General features: G+C 70.8%; 15 protein-coding genes. 8 read left to right on the top strand and 7 right to left on the bottom strand.

The features are described from left to right. Nucleotides 1–129: 129 nt before the first annotated feature. Nucleotides 130–612, bottom strand: coding sequence for an adenylyltransferase/cytidyltransferase family protein (locus tag AB0J52_RS00590; protein ID WP_500179415.1), 483 nt, complete (start codon nt 610–612; stop codon nt 130–132). Between the two features lie 178 nt (nt 613–790). Between AB0J52_RS00590 and AB0J52_RS00585 the strand changes: the two genes are divergently transcribed. After that, nucleotides 791–1765, top strand: a complete 975-nt coding sequence (locus AB0J52_RS00585; RefSeq protein WP_500179441.1) for an AurF N-oxygenase family protein — start codon at nt 791–793, stop codon at nt 1763–1765. A 343-nt stretch (nt 1766–2108) separates the two neighbouring features. Continuing rightward, complete coding sequence (locus AB0J52_RS00580; protein ID WP_500179414.1) at nt 2109–2705, top strand: TetR/AcrR family transcriptional regulator; 597 nt, start codon at nt 2109–2111, stop codon at nt 2703–2705. Nucleotides 2706–3003: 298 nt separating this feature from the next. Here AB0J52_RS00580 and AB0J52_RS00575 read toward each other — a convergent pair whose 3' ends face one another. From AB0J52_RS00575 to AB0J52_RS00560, 4 genes are all read right to left on the bottom strand, one after another. Next, nucleotides 3004–3699: a hypothetical protein gene (locus tag AB0J52_RS00575; RefSeq protein ID WP_500179413.1), complete on the bottom strand. Its 696-nt coding sequence runs from the start codon at nt 3697–3699 to the stop codon at nt 3004–3006. Between the two features lie 134 nt (nt 3700–3833). Further along, entirely contained in the window at nt 3834–4142 is a 309-nt protein-coding gene (locus AB0J52_RS00570; protein ID WP_500179412.1) for a winged helix-turn-helix domain-containing protein, read from the bottom strand. Next, nucleotides 4139–4600 (bottom strand): hypothetical protein, encoded by a 462-nt coding sequence (locus AB0J52_RS00565; protein WP_500179411.1) that lies wholly within the window; start codon nt 4598–4600, stop codon nt 4139–4141. Before AB0J52_RS00565 ends, AB0J52_RS00570 begins: the two co-directional genes overlap by 4 nt. A 425-nt stretch (nt 4601–5025) precedes the next feature. After that, nucleotides 5026–5667 carry a transglycosylase SLT domain-containing protein gene (locus AB0J52_RS00560; protein WP_500179410.1) on the bottom strand — a complete coding sequence of 214 codons (642 nt, stop codon included), beginning with the start codon at nt 5665–5667 and terminating at the stop codon, nt 5026–5028. Nucleotides 5668–5866: 199 nt separating this feature from the next. Here AB0J52_RS00560 and AB0J52_RS00555 point away from each other — a divergent pair, with 199 nt between their 5' ends. From AB0J52_RS00555 to AB0J52_RS00535, 5 genes are all read left to right on the top strand, one after another. Next, nucleotides 5867–6646, top strand: coding sequence for a hypothetical protein (locus AB0J52_RS00555; protein WP_500179409.1), 780 nt, complete (start codon nt 5867–5869; stop codon nt 6644–6646). A gap of 139 nt (nt 6647–6785) precedes the next feature. Further along, nucleotides 6786–8099, top strand: a complete 1314-nt coding sequence (locus AB0J52_RS00550; RefSeq protein ID WP_500179408.1) for a 3-hydroxybutyrate oligomer hydrolase family protein — start codon at nt 6786–6788, stop codon at nt 8097–8099. A gap of 79 nt (nt 8100–8178) precedes the next feature. After that, nucleotides 8179–8949, top strand: a complete 771-nt coding sequence (locus AB0J52_RS00545) for a 3-hydroxybutyrate dehydrogenase (protein ID WP_500179407.1) — start codon at nt 8179–8181, stop codon at nt 8947–8949. 114 nt (nt 8950–9063) lie between these two features. Beyond that, entirely contained in the window at nt 9064–10407 is a 1344-nt protein-coding gene (locus tag AB0J52_RS00540; protein WP_500179406.1) for an MFS transporter, read from the top strand. A gap of 73 nt (nt 10408–10480) precedes the next feature. Next, the gene (locus tag AB0J52_RS00535; RefSeq protein WP_500179405.1) at nt 10481–12364 is read left to right on the top strand and encodes a helix-turn-helix domain-containing protein; all 1884 of its coding nucleotides are present in this window, start codon (nt 10481–10483) and stop codon (nt 12362–12364) included. Here AB0J52_RS00535 and AB0J52_RS00530 read toward each other — a convergent pair. Further along, complete coding sequence (locus AB0J52_RS00530; RefSeq protein ID WP_500179404.1) at nt 12346–12798, bottom strand: ribonuclease domain-containing protein; 453 nt, start codon at nt 12796–12798, stop codon at nt 12346–12348. The two genes, AB0J52_RS00535 and AB0J52_RS00530, sit on opposite strands and share 19 nt — an antisense overlap. A 236-nt stretch (nt 12799–13034) precedes the next feature. Between AB0J52_RS00530 and AB0J52_RS00525 the strand changes: the two genes are divergently transcribed. Beyond that, nucleotides 13035–14504 carry a beta-N-acetylhexosaminidase gene (locus AB0J52_RS00525; RefSeq protein WP_500179440.1) on the top strand — a complete coding sequence of 490 codons (1470 nt, stop codon included), beginning with the start codon at nt 13035–13037 and terminating at the stop codon, nt 14502–14504. Here the strand turns inward: AB0J52_RS00525 and AB0J52_RS00520 are convergent. Then, nucleotides 14501–15850: a carboxypeptidase-like regulatory domain-containing protein gene (locus AB0J52_RS00520; protein WP_500179402.1), complete on the bottom strand. Its 1350-nt coding sequence runs from the start codon at nt 15848–15850 to the stop codon at nt 14501–14503. The genes AB0J52_RS00525 and AB0J52_RS00520 overlap by 4 nt on opposite strands. Nucleotides 15851–16255: the final 405 nt, after the last annotated feature.

Raw genomic sequence — 16255 nt, 5'->3', positions numbered from 1 at the left:
CCCGGTGCTCTGCTGCCTGAGCTACACGCTGATCAGAACCGACATTAGGAAGCGGGTGGACGGCCCGCAATCGGATTTCCCCCGCCTCCGGGACGGGCGCGGAGGGCGGTCGGCGAGCGGCGGAGTGGGTCAGCCGAGGGAGGTGATGGCCTCGAGCATGGCGCTGGTGGAGTGGGCCTCGGTGACGCCGAACTCCCAGGACTGCGCGCCCATGGCCTCAGCGCCCAGACGCTTGGCCTCGGTGTGCGGGTCCCCCGCGGTATAGGCGAGCGCCACCGGCTGCAGGGGCGCCAGGAGGTCCGCGTAGTCACGCCAGCCCGCCACCGCGGCAGGACCGGAGACCACGAAGGCGCCCACGACCGAGCGCAGCGCCGAAAGCACCTCGGCGCGCTCGGCGGCCGGGTTCACCGGGCGGCCCGGCCCCTTCCACGCGCGCACCCGCTCGTCGCTCTCGACTCCGACCACCACCGGGAATCCGCGCTCGGCCACGTCCCGGAGGAACCGGACGTGTCCGATGTGCAGGACGTCGAACACGCCCGTGACGACGACGGGCCGTCCGTCCGGACGCGGGCCCGCCCAGGTCGCCGTCAGCCGCTGACCTCCCACAGCCATCCGCCCCTCCGCAGGTCGTTTCCCTGCCACACAGTGAACACGACCGGGGGACCCGCCCGTCACGCGCCCCGGCTCCGGACGGGCGGCGCGACGCACGTCACACCCGTCCGGGCCTTGCCCTCCGAATAAAAATACTGCCTACTATTTTCACGGCCCATTCCCAGGAGGCGTGACGACCATGACGACGGCGCTGGTGCGGTGCGCGGACGGCGATCACACGGTGGAGCTCCGCGACCGGGAGCGAGTGGCGGAACGCCTCCTGAAGGCGTCGGCGAAGAAGTCCTACGACCCCGAGGTGGACGTCGACTGGACCGTCCCGTTCGATCCGGACCTCTTCTACCTCCCGCCCGAGACGCTCTCCCTCTACGAGACGCCGCTGTGGGACCGGATGACCCACCGGGAACGCGTCGAGCTGTCCAAGCACGAACTGGTCAGCATGCTGTCGTTCGGCATCTGGTCCGAGATCATGCTGATGAAGGGCCTGCTCGGCCACGTCTACCGGGGCGATCCGACCTCCCGGCACATCGCGTACGCCCTCACCGAGACGGCGGACGAATGTCGCCACTCCGCCATGTTCGGACGCTGCATCGGCAAGACCGGCCTGCGCCCGTACCGGATGGCCTGGCCCGAGTTCCAGCTCGGCAAGATCGCCGGTCTCGTCGACCCGCCGATGGCGATGTTCGCCGCCGTCCTGCTCGTCGAGGAGGTCACCGACGCCGTCCAGCGCGTGACCATGACCGACGAGCGCGTCCAGCCCCTCGTGCGGACGATCAGCCGCATCCACGTCACCGAGGAGGCCCGGCACATCTCGTACGCGCGCGAGGAACTCAAGCGCCAGGTCGTCGCGACGCCGCGTCCGTTGCGGCGCGTCCAGGCGTCCGGCATCGCCGGCGTGGCGCTCCGGATGGCCCCCCGCATCACCCGCCCCGCCGTCTACCGCGCCGTCGGCCTCGATCCGCGCGCCGCCTACCGGACCGCCAAGACCAGCCCGCACCGGCGCGCCACCCTCCGCTGGGCCTTCCGCCGCGCCACCGGCTTCCTCACCGACATCGGCATGATCGAAGGCCCCAGCGCCCGCATCTGGCACCGCACCGGCATGCTCACCACCCCGGAGAACCCCACTCCCACTCCCCCCGCCCACCTCCGCAACTGAAACCCCGCCCCGCGGCGCCCCGCACATCCGAGGCCGGGGCGTGGCGATAAAGACGCCCCGAAGCCAAGTCACCCGGGGCGAAGGCCGAGCAGTGCCAGGCTCAGGCCACGACGGCCCGGAAACCGGGATGGGCCGGAGCAGGGTCGGTCCGTCGCCACCGCCTGGACGAGAACACGGACCGAGGAGGCTGGAGCAAGGCAGAGCCAAGCGGCAGCAACGGCCGGCCCTCACGTGAGGACATCGACGTGATCGTCGCTTCGGCAGGTCGCGCCCAGGGCGTCGGGCGGACGGGCCGGAGGTTCGGCGGGCGTGGGGCTGAGGTGGGGCGCTTAGGGTGAGAGGCATGGGGAGAGTGGCCGGGCTGACGAGTGAGGAGGCGCGCGAGCGGCTGCTCGCCGCCGCCGCCGAGGTGTTCGTCGAGCGCGGTTACGCGGGGACGGCCACCGGGGAGATCGCTCGACGCGCCGGCCTCTCCACCGGTGCCATCTACTCGCGTTACGCGTCCAAGGCGGAGTTGCTCGCGGACGCCATCAAGTCGCACATGCCCGCCGAGCTGGCACGGCTGATCAGCGACGGCGCTCTGGGCGTGCCGGTGCCGGAGGTCGTCCAGCACCTCGGCGAGGAGCTTCCGCATCGGCCCCGGCAGATCAGCGCGATGCTCGTCGAGGGCGCGGCGGCGGCGCGGCGCGACCCGCGCGTGGCGGAGGTCTTCTCCGCCGAGTTGGCCGCGCACCTGGAAACCGTGGAGAGCCTGGTCGCCGCCGCGCAGCAGGAAGGCTCGGTGGACTCGTCCCTTCCGCCCAACGCGTTGGCCCGGTTCCTGCTGTCGGTCGCCCTCGGGACGCTCTTCACCAACATGATGGATCTCGCCCCCGTGGACGACGCGGACTGGGCCACCGTCATCAACCGGTTCATCACCGCCGCGTCCCCAACCGACTGAGGTCGAGCCGCCCCCCGGCGCTCAAGGCCCCGCTGCCCCACGACGAGCCCGCATGAGGATCTCCATGCGCGAGGGGCAGGAGATCAACGTTCGACCTTCGTTCTCTCCGATGTGTGAGCCGCAGGCCACGGATGCTCCTCGACTGGCCATCCTCAAGCCGGATGAGTGTTCGCCCTCGCGATGCCAGCGCCGAGGGCACCGACATACCGGCATCAAGGTGGCGGCGGCCGAGCAGTGGTCGCCTCTCGCCGGAGCCGTGTCCCAGTGGAGGCCGGCCCGTCGTGGGGTTGCTCAGCGGTTATGAGGTGAGGCGGGTGGCCAGGGCAGCGCGGCCAATCTGGATCAGGCGGTCGGGTTCGGATGGGTCGTAGTAGGCGCTGAAGGGGTGCCGGGCGAGTGCCAGCTCGGAGCGGACGAAGAGAGGGCAGAGGGCGCGTGAGAGGTTCCGGCAGGCGGTGGCACGGCTCTTCTCGGAGGAGGCGGCCTTGAACTTGTCCTCTGCCTCGGTCACGGACTCCGCGATATAGGGCGGGTTGTCCGCCAATCCTGGGTCTGCGACGACGGCACCGACGTTGTCCGCCAGCCGGAGGACGGGGAGGACGGCGCGGCGTCCCTGTTCAGGGTTGGCGCGGTCGGCGTCGTCAGCGTGCGGCGGGACGGGTGTCGAGACGTTCTCACCGTCTGCTTCCTCGCCGGTGCCCGCCGCAGAGTGGCCGCGCAGGATGCGGGCCTGGAGGGCGTGCATCGCGACGACTGGGCACCAGATGTTGTAGTCGCCCATCGACTTGGGGATCGCGTTGGTGATCGAGTCGAGGATCTCGACCGCCTCCGACTCCCGGTTCAGAGACCAGAGGTAGGTCGCCAGATCGAATTCCTGGTACAACTCCCGCATCCGGGTGTGGGACCAGCGCTTGACCAGCGACGACTTGAAGCGGAACAGGTACGGGACGGCTTCGGCGAGAGGCTGCGCCGCCGGCGGAGGACTGATCGGCATGCCGGAATCCAACCGCATCACACCGACATGGCCCCGGCTGGATCAGCCGAACCCGCCAACCATGTCCTCTTGTGCTCGGCGTGCCGGCACTCGCGCGTGCAGGTTGTGGCGGCCGGGATGACCTTCCGGTTCGGTCAGCTCGCCTCCCGGGTGGTGTCCGTCAAAGGCCGGCCGACGATCTGCTGAAGCGTCGCGACGTACTCGCGGAAGGCGGCGCGTCCCTGGTCGGTGAGCTTCAGCCAGGTGCGGGGACGCTTGCCCACGTGGCCCTTGCGGATGTGGACGTAGCCGGCGGTCTCCAGCGCCGCCGCGTGCTTGGACAGCACGGAGTCGCTGACCTCCAGGTTGTCGCGGACGAACGAGAACTCGGCCTCGGCCGCGGTGGCGAGCAGCGACACGATCTGGAGCCGCACGGGGGCGTGGATCACCGGATCGAGGTTCACTGGGTGACCTTTCCCTTCGTGTCGGCCATCATCCGGCGCTCGGCCCACCGGAGGGTCAGCACACCGTAGAGCGAGACCACGACCCAAGAGATGATCTTCGGCCAGATCGCGGAGTCGGTGACCAGCCAGACGAGCGGCGGGGTGGCCCCGAGGAGCACGAAGATGGGGAGAACCCAGACGAGCAGCCAGCCGGCGGCACGCGGCGTCCAGACCTGGAGCCTGCTCTTCACCCGCATTCGGTAGGCGAGTAGGGCGGTCATCGCCACCAGCCCCAGCCCGGCGACGATCAGCAGGACGGAGCGGACCGTGCCGTGCAGCTCCATGGCGATCGACACGATCGTGATCAGGCCTACCACGCTGGGCAGCCACCAGAGCGGGAGACGCTGCCCGGCATAGGACTTCTGCTGGGTGCGCTCGATCTCGGCCAAGGCCTCGGCGGGGCTGGGCACGGGGTTCATGGCGTCTCCTGTCTGACCCGTGAAGTACTTGCCATGTTGGAAACTACTTTCTACTTTCCGATCCGTCAAGTACTTTCCGATGCGCCGAGTCGCCGCTGATTGACGCCTGCCGTCGGCGTCACTGGGGCAGACGTTCTGCCTGGTCGGAGGCTCAGCCGTGTCCGCTCACGGGGTTCGGGGCAGCCGAGCACCCCGGCACCGCCGACGGTTGCCGGTCCACCTGGTCAGCCAGCGCAGCCGTAGGGCGTCATTGGTTCAGGAAGGGCGTCTTCTGCGGCGTGACCCGCAACGACGGCCACGAACAGCAGCGTGGCCGCGCAGCCGACCAGGCGATAAGCCCGCGTGCTCACGCCACTCCAGGACACCCAGGACGCCACTTCGCGGCGCGACGGCCTCGTCCCGGCGGCCTTTGACCTGTGTCCGCTCTAGCTTTCCAACGCCTTCTGGGCCTTGCCCCAGTTCTCGTGCAGGCGACGCAGGTAGGAGGCGGCCGTGTCGCCCGGCTTCGTCCCCTTGGCGAACAGCCGCATGTTGCCCGCGCCGGCGTTGTAGCCGAGCGCCAGAAGGTCCGACTTGCTCAAGTCGGAGGACCGCTCGGACGGCAGTTGCCGGGCGAGGTCGTGCAGGTACCAGGCGGCCGCGCGGACGGCCAGCCCCGGATCGTCGGGCAGTTCCTCCCAGCGGCGGCCCTCGAACGGACGGCCGTCCTTGGTCTCGTTGAACGCCGCCTTGTGCATGTTCGCGATGCCGAAGGCGGCATCCGGCTTGAACCGCTGCCAGGCGCGTTCCAGCTCCGGCTCGTGGGGCTTGTTGTTCTCGTTGTAGAGGATCGCCATCAGCAGCGTGGGGTCGACGCGCGCCTCACGCGCGTACTTGCGCACCTGCGAGACGTAGTGCTCTGGCGACCGCTCGTTCGCCGGTCCGTCCGCGCCGGTGCTGGACGGCCCGGACGTGGGCTTCTCCACCGCGTACGGCTTCTCGGAGTCGCCGTCCTTGACCGTGAGCAGCGCGGCGACGACGACCAGCGGCAGAACCAGCCAGATCAGGTACCCGCGCTTCTTCTTCACCCGCGCCCCCGGTATCTCAGGACTCCGATCATCACAGTGTCACATCGGACCGGGCGGGTCGGCGTACGGCCCGCCCGGACCGAAGACCGGATACCCGTCTTACTCATCCATGAACAACCCACTCGAAGGCTTTTCGTGTTCGAGTTCCGATCAGCCGGATTCGCCGGAACACCACCCGGTTCTGTAGCAAGATCCGCGTATGGCGTGGAACGGTGAGGCCCCTTCCTGGCAGGACGTCGTCCAAGCCCTGCGGGAGGCGGCGGACGGCGGGTACGCGGCACTGGACGAGGCGCTCGGCGACGAGGTCATGGACGCGTGGGGCGTCCCCGTCCCGGACAAGATCAGGCGGCTCTACCGGCACGTCGGGATGTTCTGGCTTAACCGCGGCGAGGAGTTCGGGCCGGTCAGGGACGACTGCGACGACCGTTGCGGCGAGCCCGGCTCGTACCTGCGCGTCCACTCGAACCCGGCCGCCGAGACCTACTACGTGGACATCGACCGCGAAACCGGCGCCTGGGGACCGGTGTTCATGTTCTGGGAGAACCACGGCGCGCGGATGGTCGCGCCCTCGCTGCAGCACTGGCTGGTGACGGTCGCGTCGTACGTGCGCCACGCCGAGCGGGACGCCGAGGCCTTCGACGACGACTTCCACACCGCCTTCATGGCCTGGTTCTTCGGCGACTTCAGCGAGGCGGACGACGGCTACTCGACTGACACGCCCGAAGCGGCGGCGCGCCTGGCGGACGACGCGGTCGCGGAGATCCTCGACGTCGAGCGGGCGCGGAACTCCGGCGATCCGGTGCTCGCGGACGTGGCCGCGCGGCTGCCGGACGACGCGCTCCTCGCCGATCTGTGTCAGGCCGACCGTCCGACCGGGCTGCCCTTCGAGGAGCACCCGTCGTGGTCGTCGCCGGACGAGGCGATGTACCAGCGCTTCTGCGGCGGACGCGTCATCGTCGCGACACCCCTCGTCCTTTAGCCATGGCACCACTCGTCTCCCCGCTGTGGCGGCGGGCGACACCGGCCGGGGACTGACAGTGGTGGGCGCGGACATGTCGCGTCGCGGCGGGGCGATCTAGCGTCCGCGGCATCCGTCCCTTCTCCACGGAGGTCCCCCGATGCCGCTCAAATCGTCACTGACCACGCTGCTCGTCGCGGCAGGCGTGGTCGTCGCACCCACTCCCGTGTACGCGTCCACGCCCGCATTCACGCCTGCGCGAGCCGAGTCCTGTCCGGCCGGGATCACGGTTCCGGGAGCCCAGTATCAGCAGGTCGCGTGCCTTTCCGAGCTGACGACGGCGGGCACGGTGGCGTCCGGGCACACCGTTCCGGCGGACTGGTCGGGACTGACGCCGAAGGACCTGCCGGTGCCGACCGGTGTGCCCGGTGTGCAGATCGACGGGTACTTCCCCGACTCGTCCACGACCAACACCGACCACGGCTGGAACCACGACGCGCAGTTCGTCATCCGGCTTCCGGAGCACTGGAACGGCGGGCTGGTCGTGTCCGGCACGCCCGGCGTGCGCGGGCAGTACGCCAACGACCGCGCCATAGGCGACTGGGTGCTCGCGCGCGGATACGCGTTCGCGGCCACGGACAAGGGCAACACCGGAGCCGACTTCTACAAGGACGGCCGCCGGCCGGGCGATGCCATGGCCGAATGGAACTTCCGCCTGACGCAGCTGACGCGGGCGGCCAAGAAGGTCGTCCAGCAGAGGTACCGCGAGAAGCCGCGCCGAACGCTCGTGACGGGCATGTCCAACGGCGGCTACCTCGTGCGTTGGCAGTTGGAGAACCATCCCGAGCTGTACGACGGGGGAGTCGACTGGGAGGGCACGCTCTGGCGCACGAACGGCCCGAACCTGTTCACCTTCCTGCCTCCGGCACTGCGCGCCTACCCGCAGGACAAGAACGCTGTGGTGAAGGCCGGTTTCCCGGCCGAATCCGAGTTCCTGTGGCCGTTCTACAGCCAGTACTACTGGGCACTCACCCAGCGCATCTACCGCGCCGAGTTCGACCCGAGCTACACGGGCGCGGACGAGGACTACGACTATGCGAGCCGCCCGGCGAGCGTGCACAGGGCGGTGGCCAAGGTGGCGCTGACCGGACGCATCGGCAAGCCGCTCATCACCATCCACGGCACCCTGGACGGCCTGCTTCCCATCAGCCAGGACTCCGACGAGTACGCCCGGCTCGTGCGCGCGCAGGGGCGCGGCGCGATGTTCCGCTACTACCGCGTCGAGGACGGGACGCACGTGGACTCGTTGTTCGACGCCTTCCCGGACCGGCTGCGGCCGCTCGTCCCGTGCCACCGGTCGGCGTTCACCGCGCTCGAACGCTGGCTCGGACGCGGCGAGGCCCCGCCGGCGAGCCGGACGATCCCGCGTCCCGCCGGGGACGCCGCGAGCCTCCTCACGTCCTGCACTCTGTGATGAACCCCCACTCGTAACGGACAGAGTGTGTGGGCGGACACCATGGGCAGCGCGTGTGACCCACCTTACAGTTCGGGCCATGACGAACTCTTGGCCTGCGGGAACACCACCGCTCGACGGCCGGACCGCGCTGGTGACCGGCGGCGGCAGCGGCATCGGCCGGGCGTGCGCGCTCGCCCTCGCCGCCGCCGGGGCCGACGTGCACGTGGTGGACCTGGACGGCGAGGCGGCGAAGGCGGTCGCGGAGCTGGTCGGCGGCCGGGCGCACGTCGCGGACCTCGCCGATCCGGCCGCCGTGGACACGCTGCCCGCCGCGGCGGACGTCCTCGTCAACAGCGCCGGGCTGCAGCACGTCGCGCCCATCCCCGAGTTCCCCGTCGAGCGGTTCGTCCGCATCCAGCAGGTGATGGTGACCGCGCCGTTCCTGCTGATGCGGCGGACGCTCCCCCACATGTACGAGCAGGGCTGGGGACGCGTCGTCAACATCTCCAGCGTCCACGGCCTGCGCGCCAGCGCCTACAAGTCCGCCTACGTCGCGGCCAAGCACGGGCTGGAAGGCCTGAGCAAGGTCGCCGCGCTGGAGGGCGCGCCGCACGGCGTCACGAGCAACTGCGTCGATCCCGGCTACGTCCGGACGCCGCTCGTGGAGGGCCAGATCCGCGACCAGGCGGCCGTGCACGGCGTTCCGCCGGACGAGGTCGTGGACGACGTCCTCCTCGCCCGCACCCCCGTGAAGCGCCTGATCGAGCCGGAGGAGGTCGCCGCCGCCGTGCTCTGGCTCTGCGGCCCGGACACGGGCTTCGTCACCGGCACGTCCCTCACCATGGACGGCGGCTGGACCGCCCAATGACCTCCGCCCAATGACCTCCGCCGAACAGCTTCGGCGCCCCACCTCCCCATAGGCATCCGCAGTCCCCCATCCTCAGCCCAGGACGGAGCCCCCATGTCCCACCCCGATACAGCCATGCCCGAAAACGGGAAAGAGCGCTCGAAGGGCATCGCGCGGATCGTCAGCGCGAGCCTCATCGGCACCACGATCGAGTGGTACGACTTCTTCCTCTACGGCAGCGCCGCCGCGCTCGTCTTCAACAAGCTGTTCTTCCCCAAGGCGGACCCGCTCACCGGGACGCTCATCGCGTTCCTCACCTACGCGATCGGGTTCGCGGCGCGCCCGCTCGGCGGCGTCGTGTTCGGCCACTTCGGCGACCGGGTGGGGCGCAAGAAGCTGCTGGTCCTCAGCCTGCTGATGATGGGCGGCGCGACGTTCGCGATGGGCCTGCTGCCGACCTACGCGACGCTCGGGGTCGGGGCGCCGCTGCTGCTGACCGCGCTCCGGCTCGTCCAGGGGTTCGCGCTCGGCGGCGAGTGGGGCGGCGCGGTGCTGATCGTGTCCGAGCACGGCGGGGACCGCAAGCGCGGGTTCTGGGCGTCGTGGCCGCAGTCCGGCGCGCCGGGCGGGAACCTGCTGGCGACCGGCGTGCTGGCGCTGCTCGCGGCCGTCCAGTCGGACGAGACGTTCCGCTCGTGGGGGTGGCGCGTGCCGTTCCTGCTGTCCGGGGTGCTCGTCGTGATCGGCCTGTGGATCCGGGTGTCGGTGAGCGAGTCGCCGCTGTTCCTGGAGGCGAAGAAGCAGGAGCGCGCGGACGAGCGCATGCCGGTCGTGGACGTGTTCCGGACGGGCTGGCGGCAGGTCCTCGTCGCGATCGGCGCGCGGTTCGGCGAGAACATCTCGTACTACATCATCACCTCGTTCCTGCTGGTGTACGTGACCCAGCACCTGAAGCTGCCGAAGAGCACCGCGCTGAACGCCGTGCTGATCGGGTCGGCGGTCCACTTCCTGGTGATCCCGGCCTGGGGCGCGCTGTCGGACCGGATCGGACGGCGTCCGGTCATGCTGATCGGCTCGGGCGGGATGGCGCTCTGGACGGTCGTGTTCTTCACCCTGCTCGACACGAGGTCGTTCGCGACGATCACGGTCGCGGTGACGGTCGGGCTCGTCCTGCACGGCGCGATGTACGGGCCGCAGGCCGCGTACGTGTCGGAGCTGTTCGACACGCGGGTCCGCTACTCGGGCGCGTCGATGGGGTCGCAGCTCTCGTCCATCCTGGCCGGCGCGCTCGCGCCGATCATCGCGGTCGAGCTGCTGAAGGAGTACGACTCGGCCGTGCCGATCGCGGTCTACATGGGGCTGGCCGCCGTCGTCACCGCGCTCACCGTGGCCGTCGCTCGGGAGACCCGCGGCCGCGACCTCGCGCGGTCCGAGTCGGGTGCGGAGAGCCCGGCCGCGGTGACGGTCCGCGCGTCCTGATCCCGGGCCCGTGCCGCCGGGGCCGTCCGTTAAAGCGGACGGCCCCGGCCGGAAGGCTGCGACGATGACCCGCATGGACCATCCCGCCCTGGCGGCGCTGGCGGCGACCCGCGCGCTGCTCGGCATGCTCGCGGACGGCGCGCCCGCCGAGGACTTCGCGCGCCCCGCCGCCGAGGCGCGCGCCGCCGGCGTCGGCCCCGAGGAGCAGGCGCTCGTGGACGAGGCGACCCGCACGGCCCTCGACATCCGCCGCACGCTGGAGAAGCACCGGCGGCGCGAACGGGAGCTGGCGGCCCTGTTCGACAGCGCGGGCGACCTCGCGGCGCTCCGCGACCTGGACGCCGTGCTGCGCGCCATCGTGCACCGCGCGCGGACGCTGCTCGGCACCGACACCGCGTACCTGACGATCAACGATCCGGTCGCCGGGGACACCTACATGCGCGTGACCGACGGCTCGGTCTCCGCGAAGTTCCATCAGCTCCGGCTCGGCATGGGCGAGGGGCTCGGCGGTCTCGTCGCGCAGACCGCGCTCCCCTACGCCAGCCGCGACTACCGCACCGACACGCGCTTCAACCACACCACCACGATCGACGACGCGGTCGGGGAGGAGGGGCTGCGCGGCATCCTCGGCGTCCCGATGCGGGTCGGGACGCGCGTGATCGGCGTGCTGTACGCGGCGGACCGGCGGCCCCGCGAGTTCGACCCGGACGCGGTGACGCTGCTGTCCTCGCTCGCCGACCACGCCGCCGTCGCGATCGACAACGCGCGGCTGCTGGAGGAGACGCGCGCGACGCTCACCGAGCTGAACGCGGCGACCGAGACGGCCCGCGCGCGCAGCGCGGACATGCGCCGCGCGGCCGCGATCCACGACCGGCTGACCGAGCTGGTGCTGCGCGGCGGGGACGCGACGGACGTGGCGCGGGAGATCGTCGCGCTGCTCGGCGGCGGGCTCGTCGTACACGACGCGGACGGCGCGGAGGTCGCGCGGGTCGCCGCCGAGCCGTTCGTCCCGCCGGCCGAGGGCGTGGCGGCGTCGGGCGCGAGCGTGCAGGCCGTCCCGGTGGACGGCACGTGGATCTACGCGGTGCTCGCGGGCGCGGAGCCGCTCGGCACGATGGCGCTGCTCGGACGGCCGGACCTGACCGACGGCGACCGGCGGCTGTTCGAGCGCGCGGGCCTGGTCACGGCGCTGCTGTTGCTGCTGCGCCGGTCCGTCGCGGAGGCCGAGGACCGCGTCCGGGGCGACCTCCTGGGAGACCTTCTGACCGGAGGCAGCGCCGACAGCCTGACGCTTCGCGCGCGCAAGCTCGGTGTGGTCTTCACTCGTGCGCACGCGGTGTTCGTCCTGCACTGCGACGCCTCCAGGCGGGACAGGCTGCTGACCGAGGTCTCGCGTCGTGCGCGCGCGTTGGGAGGGCTCGCGGGGACGCACAACGGGAACGTCGTCCTCCTGGCGCCGACGGACGCGTCCGGTGCGCTGGCGCAGACGTTGTCGGGGGAGTTGGGCGAGGCGTTGGGCGGTGTCCCGGTGACGACCGGCGCGTCCGATCCGGTGACGGGACCGGCGCGGCTTCCGGCCGCGTACGAGGAGGCGCTGCGGTGCGTCCGCGCGCTCCACACGCTCGGCCGGGCGGGCGACGGCGCGGACCCGTCCGGGCTCGGCTTCCTCGGCGTCCTGCTCGGCGACCGCGCGGACGTCCAGGGGTACGTGCGCGACGTCCTCGGGCCGGTGATCGACTACGACCGGCGGCGCGGGACGGAGCTGGTCCGGACGCTGGACGCCTACTACCGCAGCGGCGCGAGCCTGACCGAGGCCAGGCGGGCGCTGCACGTCCACGTCAACACGGTCGTGCAGCGGCTCGACCGCGTGCGGCAGCTCCTCGGCGACGACTGGAACAGCCCGTCCCGCGCGCTGGAACTCCAGCTAGCGCTCAGGCTTCACTTGCTGAGCAGGTAGAAGTTCGCGTAGTGGTCGGGCGAGTAGTACACCTTGCCGGTGCTGCTGTGGACGATCCGGTACGCGTCCCGCTGGGCGCCCTTGGCCCGCGAGTAGACGTCGTACTCGTGGTAGGACACGCCGCTCGGCAACTGGCCCTCGCGGTTCTGGAACACGCCGCCGGTGTAGTTGTAGCGGCCGTCCGGCCACGCGTACCAGCCGCTGCTGGACGGCCAGCCCTTCGACGCCCAGACCGACGCCGCCGCGCTGCCGTCCGCGCAACTGGACATGGTGCACGTCGGGTAGACCGAGGCGTTCGCGGCCGGGACGTCGACCGCGGCGCCGGCCACGGACGCCGCGGCGACGGCGGTGATGACGGCGCGCCTGGTCCACGACGGCCGGGATGGCAGAGACGACCGGGACGACCGGGCGCCCTTCTTCGTGAGCTGCTTCACGGGGCCTCCTTGGCGAGGGGACGAACCCGTTCATGGTCACCAACCTGGCGCGTCCGAAATATGGCAAGAGTGGCCAAAATCCCGCGCGCCGCGTCCCGTCCATCGGCTCGCCCTTCGCTGGACACCCCAGCGACGCCGCGCCACGTCGGCAAGCACTGAGTCCCGGTTTGGGGCAATACAGGCCCGGACAGGACCTCATCGTGACGATCGCGAACCTGGTGCCCCGCCCCGTCCGAATCACTTCCCCTATCGGCAACGGCACCGTGCCGTTCGCCGGAACGGTCCGAGCCCGCGTCGACGCAGGGCTGCCGCCTGAGGGATACCGCCTGACGGTCGAGGCGGACGGGACCGTGGAGATCGTCGGCGGGGACGAGGCCGGGGTGTGCTGGGGCCGCCAGACCCTCCGCCAGCTTCTCGGCCCGGACGCGTTCCGGCAGGCCGGACGGCCGGAACCGCGCGAGCTGCCACGGGTCGTCATCGAGGACGCCCCGCGCTTCGGATGGCGCGGGTTCATGCTGGACATCGCGCGGCACTTCACGCCCAAGAGCGGCGTCCTGCGGTACATCGACCTGATCGCCGCGCACAAGCTGAACGTCCTGCATCTGCACCTGACCGACGACCAGGGCTGGCGCGTCGAGATCAAGCGCTACCCGAGGCTGACCGAGGTGGGGTCGTCCCGGCCGAGGACGAGGATCGGCCGGCACGGCCCCGAGCTGTGGGACGACCGTCCGCACGGCGGGTTCCTCACCCAGGACGACCTCCGCGAGATCGTGGCGTACGCGGCGGAGCGGCACATCACGGTCGTTCCCGAGATCGACCTTCCCGGGCACATGCAGGCCGCGATCGCCGCCTACCCGGAGCTGGGCAACACCGACGTCATCGACACCGCCGAGCTCGGCGTGAAGACGGACTGGGGCATCAACCCGCACGTCCTCAACGCGAACGAGGAGACGCTGCGGTTCCTGGAGGGCGTCCTGGAGGAAGTGCTCGACATCTTCCCCGGCCGCTTCGTGCACATCGGCGGCGACGAGTGCCCGAAGGACGAGTGGAAGGCGTCGCCGTCGGCGCAGAAGCGGATCCGGGAACTCGGAGTCGGCGACGAGGACGGCCTGCAGTCCTGGATCATCCGCCACTTCGACCGCTGGCTGGCCGAGCGCGGACGCCGCCTGGTCGGCTGGGACGAGATCCTCGAAGGCGGACTCGCCGAGGGGGCGACCGTGATGAGCTGGCGCGGACGTGAGGGAGGCGTCACCGCGGCGCTGTCGGGCAACGACGTCGTCATGTGCCCGAAGCAGGAGGTCTACTTCGACCACCGGCAGAGCGACCATCCGGACGAGCCGGTCGCGTTCGGCACGGTGAAAACGCTGCGGGACGTGTACGCGTTCGAGCCCGTCCCACCGGAACTGGCCGGAACCGAGCACGAGCACCGTGTCCTCGGCGCCCAGGCGAACATGTGGACCGAGCACACCGAGAACCAGCAGCGCATCGACTACATGGTCTTCCCGCGCCTCGCCGCGTTCGCCGAGGCGGTCTGGTCACCGTCCGAGGGGCGCGATCCCGACGACTTCGAGCGCCGCATGCGCGAGGAGCACTACGCCCGGCTGGACGCCATGGGCGTGGACTACAGGAGGCCGGGTGGGCCGCTGCCACATCAGCGACGACCCGGCGTCCCCGGCCTCCCGTTCAGTTCACTTCGGAACGACTAGCCCCGCCACGGCCGGACGTCGATGACCGGCGCCGGACCCGACCGCTGCCCCGGCGACGGGACGGCGTAGGTGTTGACGTACCGGTCGTTCGGCGTGCCCGCGGCCCACGTGTCGCCGGTCCCCGCGAAGACCGCCGCGAAGTAGCCGTCGCCGTAGGCGCGGACCTTCGCGCTGTAGTGGCCCTTGCGGTCCGTCTTCACCCACTTGACGTGGTACCAGGTCTTCTTGCCCTTGAAGCGGAAGATGATCCGGACGCTCTGCCCGCCGAACGCGCCGTAGCCGTTCCTGGCGGTGTTCCAGCGGTACAGGTAGCCCGAGACGGTGATGTACTTGTTCTTCTTGACCGACGTCTTGGACGCGCCGAGCTTCGACATCTTCGTCGACCAGCGCCACAGCTTCCTGGTGGGCGAGACCACCGGCGCGTGGTTGGCGTCACCGGCGAACCGCGAGCGCCAGTAGCCCGAGTAGTAGACGTTCACCGAGGCCTTGTAGCCCGCGTTGTACGTCGAGAAGGTCTTCATCGTCTTCCAGCCGGTCGTGCCGTTGCTGGAGTACTCGAGGACGACCTTGCGCTTGTTGGACGTCCCGCCGTTGGACGGCGAGGTCATGGTCGTCCAGGCCGTGACCTGGCCGTAGGCGTCCATGGTGGCGGAGAAGGCGAGCTTCCCGGCGTACCGGACGGTGGTGTGGCCGAGCGTGTACCGCCCGCCCTTGTAGAGGCCGTCCGGGGTGGTGTCGACGTAGAACACCCCGCCGCAGGACGGCTTGACCGACGTGCTGAACTTGCCGTCCGCGCCGACCGTGAGCAGCTGCGGAGCCATCGGGGGCGCGGTGCAGTCGGCGTCGCGGGTCTGGCCGATGACGGCCTTGCCGCCCGGGACGGCCGCGCCCTTGTAGGTGACGCTGCCGGTCAGGGTGAGCGGCTGGCCCTCGTCCAGGGTGGTCCGGCTGGCCGTCATCGCCGTCACGGTCTCGCCGCGGTTGATCTGGACGGTCACGGGCTCGGAGCTGATGCTGAGCGACGGGACGTTCGCCTTGACGACGACCGAGTCGGACGCGCCGTTGGGCGCGACGGTCGCGGTGTAGTTGCCGTCCGCGTCCGTCCTACCGCCTGTGACGGTGCCCTGGTCGGAGGGGGCGATCAGCTCGACGTCCGTCTCGGCGACGGGCGCGCCGTCGGCGTCGGTGACCTTGCCGGTGATGGTGGCCTGCGGGTGCTCGGGGTCGACCGCACCGGGCGTGGCGGCGATCGTGACCGCCGGCGTCCCGTCGGCGAACGCCGGGACGGCGGTCAGGGTGCCGAGCAGCAGCGCGCTCGTCACACCGACGGTGGTGATGCGAAGCAAGGGTGTTCCCTCCGCGTCTGATGTGAGGAAAGGGAAGGGGTGAAGGAGGCGGGTCACAAGACGACGCGCGGTCGGACGGCGCGGTTGACCGACGACGCGAAACCGTGACCTATCGGTCGAATCACCCTTCGCTACCGCGCGTGACCACCGCCCGCGACCGGATGCTCCGCCTGGCTTCGGACAGACGAAAATCCCAGGTCACGCCCCATCTCCGACCCGTGTCGCGAAACCAGTGAAGCGTGGGGCCAGGGGCCTGCCTTCGAGGCGGTCAGTCCAGCGGGCGCGGCGGGGTGAGTTCGCCGGCGAGGACCCGGGCGACGACCGCACCGACCTCGGCGGCCGTCTCGTGGGACGGCGCGGGCCCGCCAGATGCGCGCCGACCGCCAGCGCGTGCGCCAGCTTCCC

The organism is Spirillospora sp. NPDC049652, assembly GCF_040675125.1.
Taxonomy (GTDB): domain Bacteria; phylum Actinomycetota; class Actinomycetes; order Streptosporangiales; family Streptosporangiaceae; genus Spirillospora.
Note: the sequence above shows the minus strand (reverse complement) of the source record. Positions and strands in the feature narration are given on the sequence as shown.